We start from the raw sequence: 22,725 nt of genomic DNA on the forward strand, positions 1-22,725 counted from the left end.
TCTTTACTTATTCTTCTTTTTCTTCTTGGCCGATTTTTCTTTTTTCGAATCACCATTCAGTTTTTTATTCAGCCTTTTTTCAGTTTCTTCAATCGTATAATCATAACAAGTATTGATTGTGGTAAGTTTTGCTTTTTTAATCACTTTCAATGCTTTTTTAAATTCCTGCTGACGCTCAAAAAGTATTACTTTCTTCAAAAGAATCTCTGTTTTATTGATTCCCTTGACAGTCAATGCAAAATCAATCAGTTTCATTGCTTCTTCGTAATCTTCATTTAAAATTAAAGTATGAATATAAAAAGGATACACCTCTAAAGCATAAATATTAATCGAAAGTGCTTTTTGAAAATATTCTTTTGCCTCTTCATATTTCAATAACTGATCTGAGAAAACCTGACCGTATAAACACAAGGCCATGGTATTTTTATCATCGTAAGACAAAGCGTAATCCAAGGATTCGATGGTTCCTTCCAACCAATATGGATAATTGTCTAATGCCTGAAAAAGATATTTTTCTACTGTTTTCATAATTTTTTCTATTTGGAAATGCAAATTCTATCATTAATCCCGGTCGAAATAATCCTCCCGTTTTAATCTTTGCCGTTCCTGTTTGTAATTTTTAACTTGTTTTTGTTTCTTAAAATCTGAACCCTCAAAAATCCGAATCGGATTCCCACGCTGAATCTGCAATTGGTTCATCCACTGTGCCTGAAATTCGGCTTTGAATTGTTTTACCATTTCGTCCTTAAACTTCTGAAGCAATCTTTCGGTTGCCAGTTTTTTATTCTGGTGCTGAGATCGAGAATCCATAGCCACTACGCTAATTCCTGTTGGAACATGAGTCGCCCGTACTGCCGAACTTACTTTGTTTACATGTTGTCCGCCGGCACCGGAACTACGCATCGCCTGATACTGAATATCTTTTTCATCAATTTCGGTAGTTGTCGTTTTATCAACTTCAAAAATTCCGATAAACCAATTTTTACGTTTGTAAAATTTTCGAAACTGACTCTGCCCAATCCACTGAATGGTTCCTTTCCATGAGTTTACAAAATCGTTTAGATTATCACTTTCGAGTAAAATTGTTGCCGTTTCTACCGTTCCGTTTTCGATTCCTTTTTCCCGCTGAAGCAAAGTTGTTTTTATTTTATTGTCATTTGCTTCTTCCAGAAAAGTTTTCAGCACCTGAGCCACAACCCAGCTGCATTCTGCCGGGCCGCGCCCTGATGTTATTTGAATTATTTTTTCCATAATTATCGGTCCATTCTAACGATTTTTGGTGTAAATGTTCCTAACACATCCAACAGTTCCGTTTGGTTTGCCATTACTTTATTAATGTCTTTGTATGCCATTGGCGCTTCGTCAATATTACCGCCAATCAAAGTCACCTCATTTGCTTTCAAGACTTTGTTGATTTCGCTTTGGGTAAACGAATCTTTGCATTTCTTTCTCGAAAACAATCTGCCTGCACCGTGAGAAGCTGAATTTAAACTCTCTGCATTTCCTTTTCCCTGAACAATAAATCCCGGAGCAGTCATCGAACCCGGAATAATGCCCAGTTCACCAACGTTTGCAGGAGTAGCTCCTTTTCGATGCACGATTGCTTCTTTTCCATTTACGATTTCTTTCCATGCAAAATTGTGATGGTTTTCAATCGTTACAACCACTCGTTTTCCTATAGCTTTTGCAATTCGGCGGTGAATATCATCATGACAGGCTTTGGCATAATCTCCAGCTAAATTCATAGCCACCCAATATTCCTGACCATCATGAGTATTCAAATCGAGCCATGCCAGATGCTGCACATTTTTAGGCAGCGGACATTGTTTGGTTGCCAGATAGGTGTAATGTTTTGCGATATTAGCACCCAATCCCCGGGAGCCGCTATGAGAAAGCACTGCAAAATATTCCCCAACTCCAATCTTCCATTCGTTGAGCGGATTAGTAATTTTTGCAATTCCGAATTCAACAAAGTGATTTCCTCCTCCAGATGTTCCCAATTGCTTATACGCTTTATTTAAAAGGTTTTTCAAAGGCGGAATATCCTGAAATTCGCTTCGGCTAAACACTTCGTGATCTGCCCGAATGGTGTGGGTTTCATACATTCCAAACTTGGTATTGTCTTTTAAAATAGCTTGCAGCTGATGTTCCTTTCCTTTAAAGAAAGAAGCCGGAATATCAAAAATTGACAAACTCATTCTACAGCCGATATCTACTCCAACTCCGTACGGGATCACGGCATTATCTGTTGCTAAAACTCCGCCAATTGGCAGTCCGTAGCCTGAATGCGCATCGGGCATTAAAGCTCCTGCTACTGAAACTGGTAATTTTAAGGCATCATACAATTGATATTTTGCCTGTTCATCAATTTCATTTTCTCCGAAAATTGAGAAAGGTGCTCTTGTATTGTTAAGCTGATGCATTCTCACTTGTACCGGATTTACTAATCCTTCTGCCACTTTTCCCCAGGTTCCGTGTCCGGTAAATTTTTCCGGAAACAGTAACACTTCTTTGGCTTCGGTTAATATACTCTCTTTTTTTTCTCGTTTTCTGTATCGGTTGATTTGCCCCAAGGCGATATTGATACTATTATTTTTTGGAAAGCCTATTTTAATCAGGTCTTTTCCGGATAATTTATTTCCCATTTGTTTTTTACTATTGAAATTCTTTCAAAATCAATATTGCCTGTTTCTTTTTTACAAAATGAAATACTTTATCTTAAAACATTTAAGGCATAAGAATATGTGCAAAACATCATGCAAAATCTGAGCAAATAGATTTTGATAAACATTTTATCTGAAACAGATAAATTCAGTTCGGATATTCGGGAATTTTTGAAGTGTCTAGAATAAAAAAAGCCCGAAAGTTATTTTCCTTCGGGCTTATTCATATCTCTAAAATTGATTTGCTATGATTGAGAAAAGCCACGAAGACACATGCCAACAGAATCTGATCCTGATGCGATGTTTTGAGAGGTAAGGTTTAATACAAACATTGTCTTCGCTTATTAATAGTTAATTACTTATTTTCTGATGCAAATTTTGTGAATTATTTTTTTAATAAACAAATCAAATCACAAAATTTTCTTAAAAATATTTTCAAAACATTAAAATACAAGCATTTAAGACGTAAATAAAATTTCATAAAACATAAATTAATCAACTATTTTAAGATTTTTACAAAAAAAAGAGGTAACGAATGACCCGTTACCTCCTATAAATTAGTTTTTAGGAATATTAAAACTGGTGTACTTTTTTAGAAATCACTAAAAAGGAAACTAAAGAAATAATAGCTGCAATGGTCAGGTAAAAACCAACATAATTCAAACCATACGTACTTGCCAGCCAAATGGCAATCATGGGCGCAAATGCTGCTCCTAAAATTCCTGCGAGATTAAACGTCAAAGAAGCTCCTGAATAACGAACAGTGGTTGGAAACAACTCTGATAAAAATGTTCCCAGAGGCCCATAAGTAAAGCCCATGAGAGACATTCCGATACAAACAAAAGCCGTTACTAAAAACGGACTTCCTGAATTAAGGAATAATGAAAAGAAAAATCCAAAAGCAGCAATTGCAATTGTAGTGAAAATTAATATTTTACGACGGCCAATTTTATCGGCAACCAAAGCTGAAACCGGAATAAAAAGAGCGAAAAACAATACCGAAAACAATTGAATCAGCAAAGCATCTCTCTTTACATAACCTAAATCTGAAGTAACCCAGCTTAGGGTAAATACCGTCATTAAATAAAACACCAAAAAGGTTGTTACAGCTCCTAATGTTCCAAAAATTAATTGATTTTTATATGATTTCACCAGAGTTAAAAACGGGACTTTTACTTCTTCGTGAGCATTTTTAGAATTTTCAAATGAAGGAGTTTCTGTAATTTTGGTTCGGATATAAAAACCAACTATAACCAATAGCGAACTGGCGATAAAAGGAATTCTCCAGCCGTAATTCATGAAATCTTCATTACTCATTGAATCTGTCAGTAATAAAAAAGTCCCTCCGGAAAGCAGTAATCCAATTGGCGCTCCCAATTGCGGAAACATTCCATACCAGGCACGTTTATGCGGCGGTGCATTTTCAATGGCCAATAAAACGGCTCCTCCCCATTCTCCTCCTAAACCAACACCTTGCCCGAATCGGCAGAGCATCAATAATAAAGGAGCGGCAACACCAATACTGGCATAACCAGGCAAAAATCCTATGGTAACTGTCGAGATTCCCATAGTTAATAAGGCTGCAACTAAGGTGAATTTTCGACCAATTTTATCTCCATAATGTCCAAAAAAAGCAGAACCCAGCGGACGTGATAAAAAGGCAATTGAAAAAGTGGCCAATGATTCTAAAGTTGCCATGGTAGCATCTGAACCGGGAAAAAATAATTGAGGAAAAACCAATACGGCTGCATTGGCATAAATATAAAAATCAAAAAATTCAATTGTGGTGCCAATAAGGCTTCCAAACAGAACATGCTTTAAGGAGTTCTTTTGATTGGGATTACTTTTCATATTACTGTGATATAACTTTTTTACTTGCAAAAATAGAGTTTCATTGTAAATAATTCAGTTTTAGGAAAATTAGTTTCACAACACTCGCGTTTTTTAACAAATTTTATAAATTTTCAATGTTACACAACTTCTCAAAAACTAAAAACCTGATTACAAAGTTTTTAAACCAAAAATCAAAAATCAAATCATAAGCAATCGTTAAAACCATTTTTAACTGCATATTTTCATTAAATTTACAGCTGTCAAAAATAAATTCAAAATTATGCCAACCGACTGTATCAGCTATCAAAACTCAGGGTATTTCTCTAAATTGATGCAAGACTATTTAGATCAGAAACCAGAATTAAAACCGCTGTACAATCATTTTCCAACACTTGAAAATTTCGAAAAACAAATCGTCGAAAAGCAATCAAATTTTGATAATGCAAACCGAATTCCGCTAGTAAATACGTTAAAAAAACAATATCAAAATATCGAAATCTCAGATTCGACTAAACAAAATATTGAACTTTTAGCGCTCGAAAATACATTTACAATTACCACAGGACATCAGCTAAATTTATTCAGCGGTCCATTATATTTTCTTTATAAAATTATTTCAACTATTAATCTTACCAAAGAATTAAAGTCGAAATACCCATCGAATAATTTTATTCCGATTTACTGGATGGCAACTGAAGATCATGACTTTGAAGAGATCAATTATTTCAATTTCAAAGGGAAAAAATTCCGTTGGAACAAAGAAAGTACAGGACCTGTTGGGAGACTTTCAACTGAAGGTTTAGCCGAATTTTTGGAAATTTATGCTTTGGAATTAGGATCAAGCACGAATGCCAATACTCTGAAAAAACTGTTTGAAGATGCTTATCTGAAACATGATAATCTTGCTGATGCAACACGTTTTTTAGCCAATAATTTATTTGCTAATTATGGCTTAATTATTTTAGACGCTGATGATGCAGATTTAAAACGTGCTTTTATTCCTTTTGTAAAAGAAGAATTAGAAAAGCAGACTTCTTTCAAAACAGTTCAAAAAACCATTGAACAGCTTGGAGATTACAGCGTTCAGGTAAATCCGCGCGAAATCAATTTGTTTTATATCGAAGAAAATCTGCGCGAAAGAATCATTTTTGAAAAAGATCAATATTACGTAAACAATACCCGAATTTCATTTTCAAAAGACGAAATTCTGAAATTACTGGAAAGCAATCCTGAAAAATTCAGCCCAAACGTGATCATGCGTCCGCTTTATCAGGAAATCATTTTGCCAAATCTATGCTACATTGGCGGAGGCGGAGAAATTGCATATTGGCTCGAATTGAAATCATTTTTTGATGCAGTAAATATTTCTTTCCCAATGCTTTTAGTTCGAAACTCAGTTCTTTTAGCAACTGAAAAACAAGCAAGAAAAGCTGATAATTTAAATTTAAGCTGGGCCGATTTGTTTACTAAACCTGCTGATTTAGTGAATACAATCACACATAAATTATCTGCATTTCCAATTGATTTATCTGTTCAAAAAGAAACATTAGAACAACAATTTAAATATCTTTACGAATTAGCAGATCAAACGGATAAATCATTTTCGGGAGCTGTAAAAGCACAGGAAGCCAAACAGAAAAAAGGGTTGGAAAATCTGGAAAAACGTTTACTGAAAGCTCAAAAAAGAAAATTAGATGACGAATTACAACGCGTAACTGATTTACAATTTGAGTTATTCCCAAATAAGAGTTTACAGGAACGTCAGGCTAATTTTTCTGAATTTTATTTAGAGAAAGGAGAACAACTGATTCCGCTTTTAATTCAGAAACTAAAACCATTAGAACACAATTTCGATATCATAACAATATAAACAGAGCATATATTACTGAATTACTCATCAAAAAAAGATTAATTTGCAGCAAAAATAATTTTGTAATAATCTTGAGAAACAAATAACCACCTCTCTTCTCAAAATTATTATTCCCTAAACCAAATAGCGATTTTTAAAAATTATTAATTAACCAATTTACCCAAAACCAATGGTAAAAGAACGCTTAATTTCGCTAGATGTCTTTCGTGGACTCACTATTTTATTAATGACAATTGTCAACAATCCCGGAGACTGGGGCAATGTTTATCCTCCTCTGTTACATGCCGACTGGCACGGATGCACGCCAACCGATTTGGTATTCCCTTTTTTTGTTTTTATTATGGGAGTTGCTGTTCCGCTTGCAATGCCTGACAAATTTTATGACAATACTACTTTCAGTAAAATCCTGATTCGTTCGTTGCGAATGTTGTGTCTGGGGATTTTCTTCAACTTTTTTGGTAAAATTCAATTATTTGGGCTTGATGGAATTCCACTTCTTATTGGTCGTTTAGCCATAACCATTGCTGTTGGTTATGCCTTAATGGGAAGTTTTAGTTCTAAAGTAAAAAACATTTTAGCTTTTTCAATTCTGCTTATTTATCTGGTTCTGGCTTACAGTGGTATTGAAGCATATCATGACGTAAGACTTCCGGGAGTTTTACAACGAATTGCCATTGTATATTTCGTAGTCTCACTTTTATATCTAAAAACGACTTTAAAAACACAAATTATAACCGGAACAGTTTTATTATTAGGATATTGGGCCTTAATGACACTAATTCCCGTTCCCGGAATTGGAGAAGCAAATCTTGAAAAAGGAACCAATCTGGCATCATGGTTTGATAGTATTTTGCTAAAAGGTCATATGTACAGCGGTACTGTCACCTGGGATCCGGAAGGAATTTTAAGCACAATTCCATCAATTGTAAATGGAATTATAGGATTATTAATTGGACAGTTTTTACAAAGTGATAGTTCTAAAATTAAAAAAGCACTAAAAATGGGCAGGATTGGCGCTGTACTTATCATTTTAGGATTACTTTGGGATTTGATTTTTCCAATCAACAAATCGCTTTGGACAAGCAGTTATGTTTTATTTACAACAGGATTAGCAACCGTATTTTTTACCATATTGTATTATCTTATTGATATTGCCAACTACAAAAAAGGATTTAAACCCTTCCTGATCTGGGGTGTAAATCCAATGATTGTATTTTTTAGCTCTCAAATTATACCACAGGCTTTAGTAATGATTCGGTTTCAAAATCCCAAAAATCCCGAAGAGCAGACCAATCTTTTAGATTTCTTATACCGCTTCTGGATTGCGCCGTTCTTCAGTAACCCAATGACAGCCTCATTAGCTGGTGCATTAGTTTATGTTTGCATCTGGACATTTATTTTGTGGATATTCTACAGAAATAAATTAATATTTAAAGTTTAAAAACATTTCGACGTATTTGTAGAGACGCACTGTTGTGCGTCTCTTTTTTTGTATCATGATTCATAATTTATATTTTTATTATTCAAAACATCATTCTGACCTATTTTAATTATGAATATATTAAAATCAATTCGCAAAAAAGTTCTATTTTTGCACCAAATTTAAAAAACAAAAAAAATGGCTACAAATAGAACTTTTACCATGATTAAACCTGATGCAGTTGCAAACGGACACATCGGAAATATCCTGGCAATGATTACAAACGGAGGTTTCAAAATCGTTTCATTAAAATTAACGCAATTGACTGTAGCTGATGCAAAAGCTTTTTACGCAGTTCACGCAGAAAGACCTTTCTACGGAGAATTAGTTGAATTCATGTCACGCGGACCAATTGTTGCTGCTATTTTAGAAAAAGACAATGCTGTAGAAGATTTCAGAACTTTAATCGGAGCTACAAACCCTGCGGAAGCTGCTGAAGGAACTATCCGTAAAGCATACGCAACTTCTATAGGAGAAAATGCAGTTCACGGTTCAGATAGCGATGAAAATGCTGCAATCGAAGGTGCATTCCACTTTGCCGGAAGAGAGCAGTTTTAATTTAGACATCTTATTTTAGACTAACTTAGATTTCTTGATAAACAACAAAACCCACTTCATTGAAGTGGGTTTCCTTTTTTTAATCACTATTTTTTTAATCCAATAATCTAAAATTCTAAGAAGTCTATCGTAAAATCACATCCTTAACAACATCACGACCTAACTCTTCATTTATCATTTTTACAATTTTAGATTTACCGTGACTCAGTTCTTCCCTTAAAACAGCAGATCCCAATTCAACATACAGTGTACTTCCTTTCAAAATTACATTTTTAGTATACGTATTCACACCGCTTCCCATCAATTCCTTCCAGGCATCCCGAACATCAATCTGGTCCATTCCCGGCTGTAATTTATTTACCTGGATAATCTGTTGCAAAACAGCCCCAATCGTACTTTCGTTATTTAGTCTTTTTTCCATCGTTTAATAAATTTACTGGTCCTGATTTTTTATAATGATATTCCTTATTCTGATCGTTTTTTACCACAAAAGCTTCATCCGAAATCGAAATCAATTCCTCACTCCATTTGGCGTAATCCGTTTTATAATCTAAAAAAGTTCCTTTGTCTGTAAACCGAACGGAAACATTTTCAAAAGTATCAGTAGTCAGGAAAGTCCCGTAAAGTTGTACCATTACTTTAGTCCGGATTCCTTTAGTCCCTTTAATCTGAAAATAATCAAAATTCTCATTCATTCCGTAAGCCTTCTTCTCTCCCTTATCAAAAACCACTTTTTCAATTTCCCAGTAGCCATTCAGTTTTGCAATATCTGCCGGTTTAATTTGCTGTTTGCAGCTTACAAACAAAAGCGATAAAACCAAAATCATAAAAGTGTTTTTCATACTATACATTTTAATAAGAAGCTGTTTCCATCTGTCCGCTGTATCTTTTATGGCAAACCCTGCCATAAAAGGATGCCGCTTCTATCAGGGCTAGGGTTCTTGTTTTCAAAAGATTTTTAGACATCTACAAAGTTAACTTTATAAAGTTGAAAAGAGATAAAAATTTGCTAAACACATTAAACTATTTTACATATTTTTGGTCATACCACAAACCAAAAACATAAACCATGACTAAAACAATTTGTAAAATCCTGATTTTATTATTCTTCGTCAATTGTAGTAAAGAAGACACCACTACTGACACACCCACTACTCAAAGCATGTATTTCCCACCTCTGACCGGAAATGCCTGGGAAACCCAATCTATTTCTGACCTAAAATGGAATCAGAACGCTGTTCAGCCACTATTAGATTATTTAGAACTCAAAAACTCCAAATCATTTATCATACTGGTAAATGGCCGAATCGTTTTAGAAAACTACTTCAACGACCATTCAGTAACCAAAAACTGGTATTGGGCAAGTGCAGGAAAAACACTAACGGCTACTGTTACAGGAATTGCCCAACAGGAAGGTTTACTCAACATCAATAATAAGGTTTCTCAATATCTGGGCACTGGCTGGACAAGCGAAACACTTGCTAAAGAAAATCTAATTACCTGCAAACATCTGTTAACAATGACATCAGGCCTTGATGACAGCACAGATGAAGTTGAACCCACAGATTTAATTTACAAAGCCGATGCAGGTACACGCTGGGCGTATCATAATGTATATGTAAAACTGCAGGATGTTGTTGCATCTGCAAGTGGACAAAACTGGTCAACCTATTTCAATACAAAATTGAGAGATAAAATCGGAATGAATGGCACGTGGGTTCAAATAGACGTAAACAGTGTTTATACCAGCAACACCAGAAGTATGGCACGTTTTGGTTTACTAATGTTAAACAAAGGAAAATGGGAGAATACTACCATTTTGAATGAGGCTTATTTCAATGAAGCTACCACTACATCTCAAAACATTAATTTAGGATATGGCTATTTATGGTGGCTAAACGGAAAAGCGAATTATCACTTACCTCAGTCACAGCTTACTTTTCAGGGAAGCATAATTCCAACTGCACCAAACGATATGTTTATGGCTTTAGGAAAAAACGATCAGAAAATATATGTAATACCGAGCAAGAAAATGGTAGTCATCAGAATGGGAAATGCTGCCGATGCTGAAAATCTTGCCTTGTCTGATTTTGACAAGGTTTTATGGGAAAAAATTAATGCTTTATATCAATAAGTACGAAAATCGGCATTTTAGATTAATTGCCATCCTTTACTTTTTAAAAAGCTTTTGCATTCCCTGCAGAAGCTTTTTTCATAATCAAGAGGATTGCCACCTTCAGCATCCCGCATCAGACAAGTTTTGATTTTACAATGAGGCAGACCGGCTGTATGTCCTAATTCATGTAAAACTAATTTATAAAATTGTTCGTTTTTATTTTTTACTGACAATCTGAAATCAGAAACGACACAGGCTTTTCCGGGCTTATAACCCAACCCCATAACACCCCAGTCTTTAATTCCGTTTTTGGTTGTACTGATATCAGCATGTGCTAATCCTACAATTACAGAATCTACACCAATATTATTTTTAAGATTTTTAATAATACTGTCAGCACGGTATCGGTTTCTGGGTTTGTAAAATGAATTTTCAGGAAAAGAAATATTTTTCCTTAAAACCACATTCGAATTGATAGCTTTGATTTGCTTGAAAACTTTTTCAGCCTGATTTAGCTTAAAGTTTCCTAAAGGCTGAATAACAATTACTTTTTGCCGTTCTGCCTGAAATTCTTTATCATCTCTATCATTTTTCTTGTTTGTACAGGAAAGCAGACTAAACAGCAAAATGAAGGTATAATATTTCATAAAATCAATAGAGAAAGCTATTATAACGAAACTATCGTTTGGTACGGATTCTTTTCAACATTCCTGCAAAAAAGAAAAGGAGACCCAATACCAATAGAATATAATAAAAAGACAAACTTTTATCTTTTGAAACATTTGCGAAAACAAAACACAGAACACTTGCAAAATAAAATGCAATAGGAGGTATATTTTTCATTTTATGCCTAAAAAATTATTTAAAGAAACTGTCTACGAATTCATATTTATTAAAGACTTGCAAATCTTCAATTCCTTCTCCGACACCAATATATTTTACCGGAATTTTAAACTGATCTGAAATACCAATTACAACACCGCCTTTTGCAGTTCCGTCTAATTTTGTAACAGCCAGAGAAGTTACTTCAGTTGCTGCTGTAAACTGTTTTGCCTGTTCAAAAGCATTCTGCCCTGTAGAACCATCCAAAACCAAAAGCACATCGTGAGGCGCATCAGCAACAACTTTCTGCATCACACGTTTTACTTTTGTCAATTCGTTCATTAAATTGATTTTATTATGCAAACGTCCCGCAGTATCAATAATAACAATATCTGCATTTTGAGCCACTGCAGACTGCAAAGTATCAAAAGCTACAGAAGCAGGATCACTCCCCATATTTTGTCTTACAATTGGAACATCAACCCGATCAGCCCAAATTTGCAACTGATCGATAGCAGCAGCACGAAACGTATCAGCAGCACCTAAAACTACCTTATATCCGGCTTTTTTAAATTGATATGCCAGTTTACCGATTGTAGTTGTTTTCCCTACACCATTAACACCAACAACCATTAAAACATACGGCTTTTTGTCTTTCGGAATTTCGAACTCTGTTGCTTCTCCTGTATTGGTTTCAGACAATAATGCTCCGATTTCATCACGAAGAATCTGGTTTAATTCGTCTGTACCCAGATATTTATCTTCAGCAACACGTTTCTCAATTCTTTCAATGATTTTCAAAGTGGTATTTACTCCAACATCTGAAGCTACCAAAATTTCTTCCAGATTGTCTAAAACGTCGTCGTCTACTTTAGATTTTCCGGCAACAGCTTTGCTTAACTTTGAGAAAAAAGTTGTTTTTGTTTTTTCAAGACCTTTATCTAAAGTCTCTTTTTTATCAGTAGAGAATAATTTTTTAAAAAAACTCATTTGTTTTGTAGGTTTTTAGAATTGTTGGGACCTTTCGGTTTTAGATGACCTGAAATCCAAATCTTTAAAGAAAGCAAATTGATTTTATTTAGCCCCGACAGAAACAACATCATTTTCCAAACTTCTTCAGACAGGAAAAGACAGAGTAATGGTGGGAAACCATAATTAAAACAAGGACTAATACCTGGCTTTCTCTAAATTTTAAGACAAATATAAAAATAAAAAAGCTACTTTCGGAGTGAAAGTAGCTTTTCTATATACTGTAATTGTAATTATTTCTTTTTCAAGAAAGTATCAACTTCTTCAGGAGCCATAATAGATTCTACGAATGTATATGCACCAGTTTTAGGAGATTTTACCATTTTTATGGCTTTTGACAATCTCTTAGAAGCTGTTTGTAACGATGCTACGGTTTTCTTTGCCATGATTTAAATGTTATTTGAAGTTTTTATAAAACTCTCATGGCCAAACCAATCAAGATTTACAAAATCTCTAATTATTACTTAATTTCTTTGTGAACTGTTACTCTTTTCAAGATTGGATTAAATTTTTTAATCTCTAATCTGTCCGGAGTATTTTTTTTGTTCTTTGTTGTGATGTATCTTGAAGTCCCTGCAACACCAGAAGTCTTGTGTTCAGTACATTCTAAAATTACCTGGATTCTATTACCTTTCTTTGCCATCTTGCTATATATTTATTTAGGAAAAGATTATTTGATAAATCCTTCTGACTGCGCTTTTTTCAAAACAGCAGAAATTCCATTTTTATTAATTGTTTTTATCGTAGATGCTGCTACTCTAAGAGTAATCCATCTATCTTCTTCTGGAAGATAAAAACGCTTTTTAACTAAGTTTACAGAAAACTTTCTCTTAGTTTTGTTCATAGCGTGAGAAACGTTATTTCCTACCATCGCTCTTTTACCTGTAAGGTCACAAACTCTTGACATTATACTTATCTTTTATCGTTATTCAAAATCAGGGTGCAAAGAAAAGAAAAATAAACGATTGTAGCAAAAAAATATTACACAATTTTCAAAATTTCTTTTTGCAATATTTCCAAACTCTTAATCGTGGCTCTATCTATCACTTTTTCACGAGGTTGTCCGAAGTTAAATTCTTCAACAATTACTTCGTTTGGGGTCGCCAAAGCAATGAAAACAGCACCAATTTCGGCATCAGAATCACCTTTTGAAGGCCCCGCATTACCCGTCGTTGCTATTGCGTAGTCAGTTTTTAGTAACTTTCTAACATTCAAAGCCATAGCAGATACTACCTCCGCACTTACCACCGAAAATTTCTCTACTAATTCTTCTGAAACTCCCAAAACATTTATTTTAGTTTCGGTTGCATAAGAAACGACACTTCCTTTAAAATAAGCCGACGCACCCGGAACCGCAGACAAAAGAGAAGCTACTTTTCCGCCCGTAAAACTCTCGGCAGTTGCAATAGTTTTATTTTGTTTCGAAAGCAATTTACCAATTACCGTTTCTATTGTTTCATTCTCTTCATAACCAACTATTATATCATGAATTATAGCATCTAAAGATGTTACATTTTCCTCAATTGCTTTTTCCAGTTGTTCTTTATCAGTCCCTTTCGCTGTTAAACGCAAACGCACACGTCCGGGATTTGGCAAATACGCCAATTTGATAAATTCAGGTAAATTATTCTCCCAGTTTTCGATACGTTCTGCAACTAAGCTTTCACCTTGTCCATAAGTCAAAATGGTTTTATGAATGATATAAGGACGCTTGTATTCACGAACTATTTTTGGAATTATTTCTTCTTCGACCAGATATTTCATTTCATAAGGGACACCCGGCAATGAAACAAAAACAGTATTTTCTTTTTTCATCCACATTCCCGGCGCAGTTCCAACCTGATTATGAAGTATCGTACAGGTTGACGGCACTAAAGCCTGATCTTTATTCATTTGAGTGATTGGCCGTTTAAAATAACCTTCAATCAATTGTGTTACATGTGCTAAAACTTCTGGATTAACAACCAACTCATCATCAAAATATTCACAAAAAGTTTTCTTAGTCACATCATCCTTTGTTGGACCCAATCCTCCGGTAACAATAACCACATCAACCTTATTTTGCAATTTTGCAAAAGTATCTAAAATATGTTTTTTATTATCGCTGATAGAAATCATCTCGGTAATTTCGACTCCGATCTTATCAAGTGATTTTGCAATAAAACCTGAATTTGTATCTACAATCTGCCCAATTAAAATTTCATCTCCAATTGTTATTATAGCTGCTTTCATATTTATAGAATATTTCGCTCACAAAAGTAAGTCATTATTTAGGAAGAGGCTATTATCGCCTTAATTTGCGTGAGGGGTAGAAACGGCATCCTTTTGTGACAAAAAGAAACAACTAGCTTTCCGAAAATTTCCGAAACAAAAGATATAGTGGATGACCCGGCCTGATTTTTGAACTTTCAAATGAGTCAAAAATCAGGACACGCCCAAAAATTACAAATCGAAATCTTTATTGATTTCTTTAATAGCATCATTTACCTGCTTTTTGATACTTTTAAAAGTCTCGATGATTTCTTTCTTTTTACCCTCAGCCTTTGTCCAGGCTTCTACTTGCAAAATCTCTTCAAAAGCAACATTTAATCCCATCAAATCAAGCGTTGGTTTTATTTTATGCGCATATGAATAGGCATGTTTATGATCTTTCTTCTTAATACCCTCTTTAATTTGCTTTAAATCTTCCGGAACTTCAGTAACAAACAACTTTAGAATCTCATTTACAAATTCCGAATCATTGTCTGAAAGTGCGTATACTTTTGATAAATTATATTTTAATGCCATTATTTTACTTGTATTCTGAATAATTTTTTATCTTCTAAAAATCCTTCTAAAACATCATTTGGCTTTACTGCAGCAACTCCTGCAGGCGTTCCTGTAAATATAACATCACCTATTTTTAGTGTAAAATACTGTGACACATATGAAATAAGCTCATCAATTTTCCATAGCATGAGACTTGTATTGCCTTTTTGAACTGTTTTATTATTATTTGTGAGTTCAAAATTAATATTTTCAACAGAATTAAAAAGTGTCTTTGATAAAAATTCCCCAATTACTGCCGATCCGTCAAAAGCTTTTGCTTTTTCCCATGGCAAGCCTTTCTCTTTTAGCTTAGTCTGTAAATCACGAGCTGTAAAATCAATACCTACACTTATTTCATCGTAATATTTATGTGCAAACTTAGGCTCGATATACTTTCCTACTTTATTAATTTTAATAATAACCTCGATTTCATGATGAATATCTTCTGAAAATTCAGGAATTACAAACGGATGCTGTTTTAATAAAACCGCAGAGTCAGGTTTCATAAAAACAACAGGATCGGAAGGTCTTTCATTTTTTAACTCTTCAATATGATTGGTATAATTTCTACCGATGCAGATTATTTTCATTTTTTCTAAAGTTACCAAGAAACTAAAACGCTAAGCCAATAAGAACTTAGAGTCTTAAAAACTTATTTAGTATTTAACTTTCTTAATTTAATTGCCGTCAAAACTTTTTTTGTATACAACGGAAAATCAGCGTTTTGAATCCAACTAAAATATCCCGGTTCAGTTTCCAATACCTTTTCAACTTTCGCTCCTTTGTGTTTTCCGAAAGTAAAAATTTCTTCGTTATCTTTATCAAAGGCAATCATTCCGGCAAAATCAGCAATTTTTTTACGTGTTGTAAACTCCGACAATACTTTTATATCATTTTCAAGTTCAGGATAGCGATCTAACTGCGCTTTTAAAATCTCATAAGTTGCCATCGTATCTGCTTCTGCTGAATGGGCATTCTCTAAACTTTTACCACAATAAAATTTTAAAGCAGCACTTAAAGTACGCTCTTCCATTTTATGAAAAATAGTCTGCACATCTACAGAAACTTTATTTTTCATATCAAAATCAACACCTGCCCTAAGCAATTCTTCTGCCAACAAAGGAATATCAAAACGATCTGAATTAAAACCTCCTAAATCGCTGTCTTTAATCATATTGTACACTTGCGGTGCTAATTCGCGAAATGTTGGCTCATTAGCTACTTTTTCATCTGTTATTCCATGAACATCTGTCGTTTGCGGAGGAATTGGAATTGTTGGATTCACTAACCAGGTTTTACTTTCTTTATTACCGTTTGGAAAAACTTTAAATATTGAAATTTCCACGATCCTGTCTTTCCCGATATCTATTCCAGTGGTTTCTAAATCGAAAAAGCAGATTGGCCTGGTAAGTTTGAGTTCCATTTTTTTATTTTTTTTTGAATTTACAAATGTAATTTTTAAAGACGAATTATCACAAACTTATCTCTCAAAACAATTGTTAAAATTATTTTTTAGAAAGTTTACACTTATAAAACGAAAAAATCCGGCAAAATTCAAAACTCTGCCGGATTAAATATTATAAATGTATTATTTAGAAATCCCGATCCAAATCAAAAGCCTCTAAATATTCAGCTACACGCTTCACAAAGCTTCCACCTAAAGCACCATCAACCACTCTGTGATCATATGAATGCGATAAAAACATTTTTTGACGAATCCCTATAAAATCACCATCAGGCGTTTCAATAACCGCAGGTACTTTACGAATTGCTCCTAAAGCAAGGATTCCAACCTGTGGCTGATTGATTATTGGAGTGCCAAAAACACTTCCAAAAGTACCAACATTCGTCACTGTATATGTCCCTCCCTGGGTATCATCCGGTTTTAATTTTCCGGTTTTTGCGCGATTTGCCAAATCATTTACAGCTTTTGCCATTCCGACGAGGTTCAATTGATCTGCATTTTTAATAACAGGGACAATTAAGTTTCCGTTTGGCAAAGCAGCAGCCATTCCTAAATTTATATTTTTCTTTTTAATGATATAATCACCTTCAACAGAAATATTGATTCCCGGAAAATCTTTTATCGCTTTTGCAACCGCTTCCATAAAAATAGGAGTATACGTAAGTTTTTCGCCTTCTCTTTTTTCGAAAGCCGTTTTAACCTTATCTCTCCATTTAACAATATTGGTCACATCTACCTCTATGAAAGACTGAACATGAGCAGAAGTTTGAAGCGAAGCCACCATGTAACCTGAGATAAGCTTACGCATTCTATCCATTTCAATTACTTCATCCTCTCCGTTTACAGAGACCGGAACTACTTGTTGGCTTTTTTGAACTGTCGGTTGTATTGATTTTGGAATAAGAGTAACTTTTACCTCTTCAACATCTGGTTTACGGTTCTCAATATATTTTAAAATATCTTCTTTTGTAACTCGCCCCTCTTTTCCTGAACCCGGAATACTTTCCAATTCAGAAAGAGAAACACCTTCTTCTTTAGCAATGTTTTTTACTAACGGCGAAAAGAATTTATCCGAATTAGAGAAAACCTGAGGAGCTAAAACAGCTTCTTTTACTACATCGATTGTTTTTTCAATCTCAACTGCTTCAGCAGGAATGACAACTTCCTCTACAGACTCAACCTCTGACACACCATCACTTTCTGTTTCAATAATCGCTATAACTTGCCCAACCTGAACCAGATCATCTTTGTCAAATAATTGCTCGATCAAAACTCCTGACACTTCACTTGGCACTTCACTATCAACCTTATCTGTTGCAATCTCAAGCACCGCTTCATCAGCTTCAATTTTGTCTCCCACTTGCTTCAACCAATTTGTAATGGTTGCTTCAGCTACACTTTCTCCCATTTTTGGAAGCCTTAATTCAAATCTTGCCATATTATTAACCTAAAAGGTGATTTCGATTTTGATATTGCGAAATTACTGAATATTTTAAATATAAATTACATAAAATATAATTTTTAATCAATTTTCACCATTTTACCACGTTCATTTTTAGAATCACTTCCAATAATAAAGTTAGTATTTTTAGGTAAAATTTTAAAAGTAATACGCTTATCTCTAAGAGTTTCTAAGATTTCGATACATTTTTTAAAAGAAACATAATGATTATCCAAAATAATTTCAACTCTTTTACCCTTTGAAACGAGGCACGAATTTACCATTTTTTCCTTTTTGAAATCCAAAAAAGAAACTTTATTTTTTAAACTCAAAGACAATTGTTCACTCAATATTTTATTTAAAGACAAGAAAATATAGCTTTCCGGTAATAGATTTGCTTTTGGTTTTCCCTGAAACATTTTTATAAACGAAAAAAAGAGAATTCCGATTTTAATAAAAACAGAGAAAAATATCGATTTCCTGAAATGCTTTTGATAAAAAAACTCCATTGCTTCCTGAAATCTTTTCATATATTTCTCATCTTTTATGGTACTTTCTCCTTTATAGTGTATGACTGATGTTTCATGAAAATAGTAATTGCTTTTTTGTTTTTGCAAAACGGAATAGGACAAATCAATATCATCAGCGTACATAAAACAATCTTCATCAAATCCTCCTGTTTCCAGATACAATTCACGTTGCATTACCATAAAGGCACCTACCAAAATATCTACTTTTCCTGTTTGGTTATCCCTTAAATGCTGTGCATAATACTGATTGAAAAGTTTTAGATTAGGGAAAATTTTATACAATCCAAAAATTTTGGTAAAAGCTACCCAGGGGGTTGGAACTCCTCGTTTGCTTTCAGGTAAAAAATTACCTGTACCGTCAATAAGTTTACATCCAATAATTCCAGGATTTGTTTGCCTTTCAGCAAAAACCAAAATTTTAGAAAATGTATCTTCGGCTACTACCGTATCAGGATTAAGAATGCAAATATATTTCCCCTTTGCTTGTTGTACACCAATATTATTCCCTTTTGGAAACCCGTAATTTTCTTTATTTTGAATAAGCTTTACCTCTGGGAACCTATTTTTAATCATCTGACAACTGTCATCATCCGAGTTGTTATCTACTACAATAATTTCTCCATCAATTACCGAAAGAGCTTCCTGAACACTTAAAACACACTGTTCTAAAAAGTAGCGCACATTATAATTAAGAATAATAACAGATAATTGCATGAAATTAAAATATTTTGGGAAAGTTAAAAATTTTCACTTCAATAAAAACGTTGTTGACCAATCGTTTTTACAATATTTAGAAAATCTTCTATAAATTCATGTTCTCTTTTTATATCATTTAATACATAAAGTAATTCCAACGGGAAGATTGCAGTGATTTAATAATTTCAGTTAAGTCAGCATAAGGGTTTTAAAAACAAAATAAATCTTTATGCTCTTTACTCTTAATATTTCTACCAATTTTATTTATTTTTGCTACTATGCTATCATTCTTAAAACAAAAACCATACTTAAAAGATCTTTTATCGGATAATTTTATCGATATTCATTCCCATCTACTGCCCGGAATTGACGATGGTGCAAAAACGATCTCTGACACTGTACGATTAATAAAGGCGCTTAAAAAGATCGGAATTTCACAATTTGTCACCACACCCCATATTAGCCATTACATATGGAATAATTCTCCTAAAGCAGTTTGTGATAATCATTACGAAACCACACTATTGTTATCTGAAAATAATATCAAAGACCCTTTTAAGGCAGCAGCAGAATACTTTATGGACGATTGGTTCGAAAAGCATTTTAAAACAGAAAAACTTCTTCCTCTAAAAGACAATTATGTATTAGTAGAAATGTCTTACATGAATGCTCCAATACAATTGTATAAAATCCTGTTCGATTTGCAAGTTGCAGGATACATACCGGTTTTAGCGCATCCGGAACGATATTTATTTTATCACAAAAACTTTAATGAATACGAAAGGTTAAAAAAAGCAGGCTGCTTGTTTCAATTAAATCTACTAGCTGTTGTAGGCTATTATGGTGAAGAGATCGCTAAAATTTCTGAACAATTATTAAAAAAAGGCATGTATGATTTTGTAGGCACCGATGTACATCATGATAACCATATAGCAGCATTTGAACAAAGAATAAAAGTCAATTCACTTGATGCATTAAAAAAAATCATATCTAACAATCAGTTTTTTAAATTTTAACTTGGATTTTTGATTTTTTTAAACCAGGATTTACTCTCTGATTTAACCCCGTATCCATAACCGTATCCGTACCCTTTCGTTGAATCAGTATCATTAAGTACCAAACACATATTTGGTAATTTCTTTTCCCTGTAAAAAGTGTTTGCGATAGACAACATGCGCTTCTCTAAAACATTCGCACGCATTACATATACAAAAGTATCTGCATTTTTTGCCACCAATAATGTATCAGCAACTAAACTTACAGGAGCAGTATCAACAATAATATAATCGTACTCTTTTTTTACTATTTCGAAAAGCTTATCAACATTTTTACTCATCAGCAATTCTGCCGGATTTGGAGGAATTACACCGGAAGGTAATATATAGAAATTTTCATAATCATTATGCTTAATAATGTATTTGTTGATATCAATATCATTTGAAGACAAATAATTAGTCAATCCCAAATTAGGCATTGCGAAATAATCCATAAATTTAGGATTTCTAATGTCCATTCCTATTAGCAAAACTTTTCTTCCTGAGAGCGCAAATGTAGCAGCAAGATTTACAGATACCAAGGTTTTTCCTTCTGCCGGAAAAGTAGAGGTTACAAAAATTGTTTTTGCTCTGCCCTCCGGTACATTTGTTAACATAAATTCAAGATTTGTCCTGACAATTCGTATCGCTTCAGCTGAACTCGTTCTACTGTCTGTTTTAATCAGTTCATTAGCATCTTCAGATGTTGGAATATCTCCAATAAAAGGTATCTGGGTTTTACCTTCCAAATCTAATCTGCTTTTAATTTTGGTATCCAATAGATCATACCCGTATATAATACCAAAAGGTATTAAAAGTCCTATTAATAATCCGAATATATAAATGATTTTTTTCTTTGGACTTACTGGGATTTTATTTGCTTTTGCTGCATCTATTATACGGGCGTTAGGTTCAGTAGCTGCTAATGATATAGCTGTTTCTTCTCGTTTTTGCAAAAGATACAGATATAACTCTTCTTTTACTTTTTGTTGTCTTGCAATTACCCTGAACTGTCGTTCCTGTACCGGAATTTTACCAATTTTACTATTCAATAAGGTTTCCTGATTTTTTAAATCACGATTTTGAATTTGTAAATTCGACTGCATCCTTCTTAAGCTTGTCGCTACATTAGCTTTCAAAGAGGAAATTTGCTGATCTAATTTTATCACCGAAGGATTTTCAATAGTCGCCGATTTTAAAATTCGGTTACGATCCAAAACCAACTGATTATAAGATGTAATTAAACCGCCTGCATCACCATCAGTAGCAATAATGTTGGTGGGTAATAAATCGGCATTAGTACTTTTTTTAATAAAATCAAGCAGAGAAGAAACCACATTTAATTGAATTTCAGTTTCTACTCCTTTTTTACCATACTCGTTTGAGCCTTCAATAAAAAGTTTTGCTTCTGATTCGATATCAGTTAATCTATTTGATTTTTTAAAACTCTCTACATCTTGTTCTACACCATCTAATTCCTGTGTAATTAATGCTAAGCGCTCCGCAATAAATTTGGAAGTATTTTCAGAAATGAAATTTTTATCTTCAGCAGCATTCTCATTATAAATCTGGATCATATTATTCAAAAAATCTTCAGCTTTTTTCTGAACAGGATCAGTTACAGTTACATTGACCACACTACTGGTTTTACTTATTGGATTTACCTTTAATCTATTTCTAAAACTTGCTGTAACAATTTCAAGAGGACTAATAATTATTCTACTTGATTTATGCTTAGCTCTATTTTTCTTGTAAAACGCAGTCTTATTAATTACTAATACCCCAAGGCTTGTAGGAATCTTTTCACCAAATTTAAACTGCTTTTTAGATGTTAAAATAACATTCTCTGTTACAGCTTCATCAATTATAACATTCTCTAAAGCGAAAGATCCATTAGGTAATAACTCCAATTTCAAAACAACGTTTGCTTCATCAAATAATTCTGTTTTATTCAAGAAATAAACATCCACAGCAGCAGTTCCATAAGTATCACGATCAACAACATTCCCCTCTACTAATAGACTAACATTTAGATTAAGTCTTTTCACAGTAGACTCAACTAATGTTCTTGATCTTAAAATTTCAATTTCATTGTCAACATTATTAATAGAACCTCCTCCCAACCCTAAGTCGGAGAAAACAGACAATTCAGAAAGCATTCCTCCTTTTTTTTCGTCTTTTACCAATATAGAAGTAGTTGCTTCATAACTTGGTGTCGTATATCGAAAATACAAAAACGCAAATATCAAGCATAGTAAAACACTTAGAGCAAACCATTTCCAGTGAATAAAATATTTGTCCAGTTTTTCACGAAGATTTACTTCATTAATTTCATTTTCTACAGCCTCATTATAAAAATCTTGCATGTCTTTTGTTTAAT

23 protein-coding genes are annotated in these 22,725 nt (G+C 33.6%); 5 read left to right on the forward strand and 18 right to left on the reverse strand.

Annotation, left to right across the window (positions count from 1 at the left end):
- Positions 1-3 precede the first annotated feature (3 nt).
- The 4 genes from JE46_RS14925 to JE46_RS14940 all read right to left on the reverse strand — a co-directional run bounded on the left by JE46_RS14925 (position 4) and on the right by JE46_RS14940 (position 4,514).
- Positions 4-528, reverse strand: coding sequence for a tetratricopeptide repeat protein (locus JE46_RS14925; RefSeq protein ID WP_031456084.1), 525 nt, complete (start codon positions 526-528; stop codon positions 4-6).
- Positions 529-561: 33 nt separating this feature from the next.
- Entirely contained in the window at positions 562-1,251 is a 690-nt protein-coding gene (gene prfH / locus JE46_RS14930) for a peptide chain release factor H (protein WP_031456085.1), read from the reverse strand.
- A gap of 2 nt (positions 1,252-1,253) precedes the next feature.
- Positions 1,254-2,645: an RtcB family protein gene (locus tag JE46_RS14935; RefSeq protein ID WP_031456086.1), complete on the reverse strand. Its 1,392-nt coding sequence runs from the start codon at positions 2,643-2,645 to the stop codon at positions 1,254-1,256.
- A 591-nt stretch (positions 2,646-3,236) separates the two neighbouring features.
- On the reverse strand, positions 3,237-4,514 hold the full coding sequence (locus tag JE46_RS14940) for an MFS transporter (protein WP_031456087.1): 1,278 nt from the start codon (positions 4,512-4,514) through the stop codon (positions 3,237-3,239).
- 262 nt (positions 4,515-4,776) lie between these two features.
- Between JE46_RS14940 and bshC the strand changes: the two genes are divergently transcribed.
- The 3 genes from bshC to JE46_RS14955 all read left to right on the forward strand — a co-directional run bounded on the left by bshC (position 4,777) and on the right by JE46_RS14955 (position 8,404).
- Positions 4,777-6,366 (forward strand): bacillithiol biosynthesis cysteine-adding enzyme BshC, encoded by a 1,590-nt coding sequence (gene bshC / locus JE46_RS14945; RefSeq protein ID WP_031456088.1) that lies wholly within the window; start codon positions 4,777-4,779, stop codon positions 6,364-6,366.
- A gap of 169 nt (positions 6,367-6,535) precedes the next feature.
- On the forward strand, positions 6,536-7,807 hold the full coding sequence (locus JE46_RS14950; protein ID WP_031456089.1) for an acyltransferase family protein: 1,272 nt from the start codon (positions 6,536-6,538) through the stop codon (positions 7,805-7,807).
- Between the two features lie 177 nt (positions 7,808-7,984).
- The gene (locus tag JE46_RS14955; protein WP_031456090.1) at positions 7,985-8,404 is read left to right on the forward strand and encodes a nucleoside-diphosphate kinase; all 420 of its coding nucleotides are present in this window, start codon (positions 7,985-7,987) and stop codon (positions 8,402-8,404) included.
- A gap of 124 nt (positions 8,405-8,528) precedes the next feature.
- On the opposite strand, the gene JE46_RS14960 is transcribed toward JE46_RS14955, so the two are convergent.
- Both JE46_RS14960 and JE46_RS14965 read right to left on the reverse strand, forming a co-directional pair.
- Positions 8,529-8,825 (reverse strand): DUF721 domain-containing protein, encoded by a 297-nt coding sequence (locus tag JE46_RS14960; RefSeq protein ID WP_031456091.1) that lies wholly within the window; start codon positions 8,823-8,825, stop codon positions 8,529-8,531.
- Positions 8,806-9,246 (reverse strand): hypothetical protein, encoded by a 441-nt coding sequence (locus JE46_RS14965; protein WP_031456092.1) that lies wholly within the window; start codon positions 9,244-9,246, stop codon positions 8,806-8,808. Before JE46_RS14965 ends, JE46_RS14960 begins: the two co-directional genes overlap by 20 nt.
- A 227-nt stretch (positions 9,247-9,473) precedes the next feature.
- Here JE46_RS14965 and JE46_RS14970 point away from each other — a divergent pair, with 227 nt between their 5' ends.
- Complete coding sequence (locus tag JE46_RS14970; RefSeq protein WP_031456093.1) at positions 9,474-10,538, forward strand: serine hydrolase domain-containing protein; 1,065 nt, start codon at positions 9,474-9,476, stop codon at positions 10,536-10,538.
- 17 nt (positions 10,539-10,555) lie between these two features.
- Here the strand turns inward: JE46_RS14970 and JE46_RS14975 are convergent, their stop codons facing one another.
- The 11 genes from JE46_RS14975 to JE46_RS15020 form a co-directional block, all read right to left on the reverse strand.
- Positions 10,556-11,167: a zinc-dependent metalloprotease family protein gene (locus tag JE46_RS14975; protein WP_031456094.1), complete on the reverse strand. Its 612-nt coding sequence runs from the start codon at positions 11,165-11,167 to the stop codon at positions 10,556-10,558.
- 211 nt (positions 11,168-11,378) lie between these two features.
- Positions 11,379-12,332 carry a signal recognition particle-docking protein FtsY gene (gene ftsY, locus JE46_RS14980; protein WP_031456095.1) on the reverse strand — a complete coding sequence of 318 codons (954 nt, stop codon included), beginning with the start codon at positions 12,330-12,332 and terminating at the stop codon, positions 11,379-11,381.
- 272 nt (positions 12,333-12,604) lie between these two features.
- Positions 12,605-12,757 carry a DUF4295 domain-containing protein gene (locus JE46_RS23865; RefSeq protein ID WP_072961632.1) on the reverse strand — a complete coding sequence of 51 codons (153 nt, stop codon included), beginning with the start codon at positions 12,755-12,757 and terminating at the stop codon, positions 12,605-12,607.
- A 74-nt stretch (positions 12,758-12,831) separates the two neighbouring features.
- Positions 12,832-13,014 carry a 50S ribosomal protein L33 gene (gene rpmG, locus JE46_RS14985; RefSeq protein ID WP_017495179.1) on the reverse strand — a complete coding sequence of 61 codons (183 nt, stop codon included), beginning with the start codon at positions 13,012-13,014 and terminating at the stop codon, positions 12,832-12,834.
- A 27-nt stretch (positions 13,015-13,041) separates the two neighbouring features.
- Positions 13,042-13,278 (reverse strand): 50S ribosomal protein L28, encoded by a 237-nt coding sequence (gene rpmB, locus JE46_RS14990; RefSeq protein WP_007805815.1) that lies wholly within the window; start codon positions 13,276-13,278, stop codon positions 13,042-13,044.
- Between the two features lie 74 nt (positions 13,279-13,352).
- Positions 13,353-14,603, reverse strand: coding sequence for a CinA family nicotinamide mononucleotide deamidase-related protein (locus JE46_RS14995; protein ID WP_031456096.1), 1,251 nt, complete (start codon positions 14,601-14,603; stop codon positions 13,353-13,355).
- 210 nt (positions 14,604-14,813) lie between these two features.
- Positions 14,814-15,158, reverse strand: a complete 345-nt coding sequence (locus JE46_RS15000; protein WP_031456097.1) for an Hpt domain-containing protein — start codon at positions 15,156-15,158, stop codon at positions 14,814-14,816.
- Complete coding sequence (locus JE46_RS15005; RefSeq protein ID WP_031456098.1) at positions 15,158-15,769, reverse strand: fumarylacetoacetate hydrolase family protein; 612 nt, start codon at positions 15,767-15,769, stop codon at positions 15,158-15,160. The genes JE46_RS15000 and JE46_RS15005 overlap by 1 nt, the downstream gene beginning before the upstream one ends.
- 62 nt (positions 15,770-15,831) lie before the next feature.
- Complete coding sequence (locus JE46_RS15010) at positions 15,832-16,602, reverse strand: 3'-5' exonuclease (protein WP_031456099.1); 771 nt, start codon at positions 16,600-16,602, stop codon at positions 15,832-15,834.
- A 169-nt stretch (positions 16,603-16,771) separates the two neighbouring features.
- Positions 16,772-18,082, reverse strand: coding sequence for a dihydrolipoamide acetyltransferase family protein (locus tag JE46_RS15015; protein ID WP_031456100.1), 1,311 nt, complete (start codon positions 18,080-18,082; stop codon positions 16,772-16,774).
- A gap of 83 nt (positions 18,083-18,165) precedes the next feature.
- The gene (locus JE46_RS15020) at positions 18,166-19,329 is read right to left on the reverse strand and encodes a glycosyltransferase family 2 protein (RefSeq protein ID WP_031456101.1); all 1,164 of its coding nucleotides are present in this window, start codon (positions 19,327-19,329) and stop codon (positions 18,166-18,168) included.
- Positions 19,330-19,589: 260 nt separating this feature from the next.
- Between JE46_RS15020 and JE46_RS15025 the strand changes: the two genes are divergently transcribed.
- A complete protein-coding gene (locus JE46_RS15025; RefSeq protein ID WP_031456102.1) occupies positions 19,590-20,327 on the forward strand; it encodes a tyrosine-protein phosphatase in 738 nt (245 codons plus the stop codon).
- Here the strand turns inward: JE46_RS15025 and JE46_RS15030 are convergent.
- On the reverse strand, positions 20,324-22,711 hold the full coding sequence (locus JE46_RS15030) for a GumC family protein (RefSeq protein ID WP_031456103.1): 2,388 nt from the start codon (positions 22,709-22,711) through the stop codon (positions 20,324-20,326). The two genes, JE46_RS15025 and JE46_RS15030, sit on opposite strands and share 4 nt — an antisense overlap.
- Positions 22,712-22,725 lie beyond the last annotated feature (14 nt).

This window comes from Flavobacterium chungangense LMG 26729, assembly GCF_000735715.2.
In the GTDB taxonomy this organism is placed as follows: domain Bacteria; phylum Bacteroidota; class Bacteroidia; order Flavobacteriales; family Flavobacteriaceae; genus Flavobacterium; species Flavobacterium chungangense.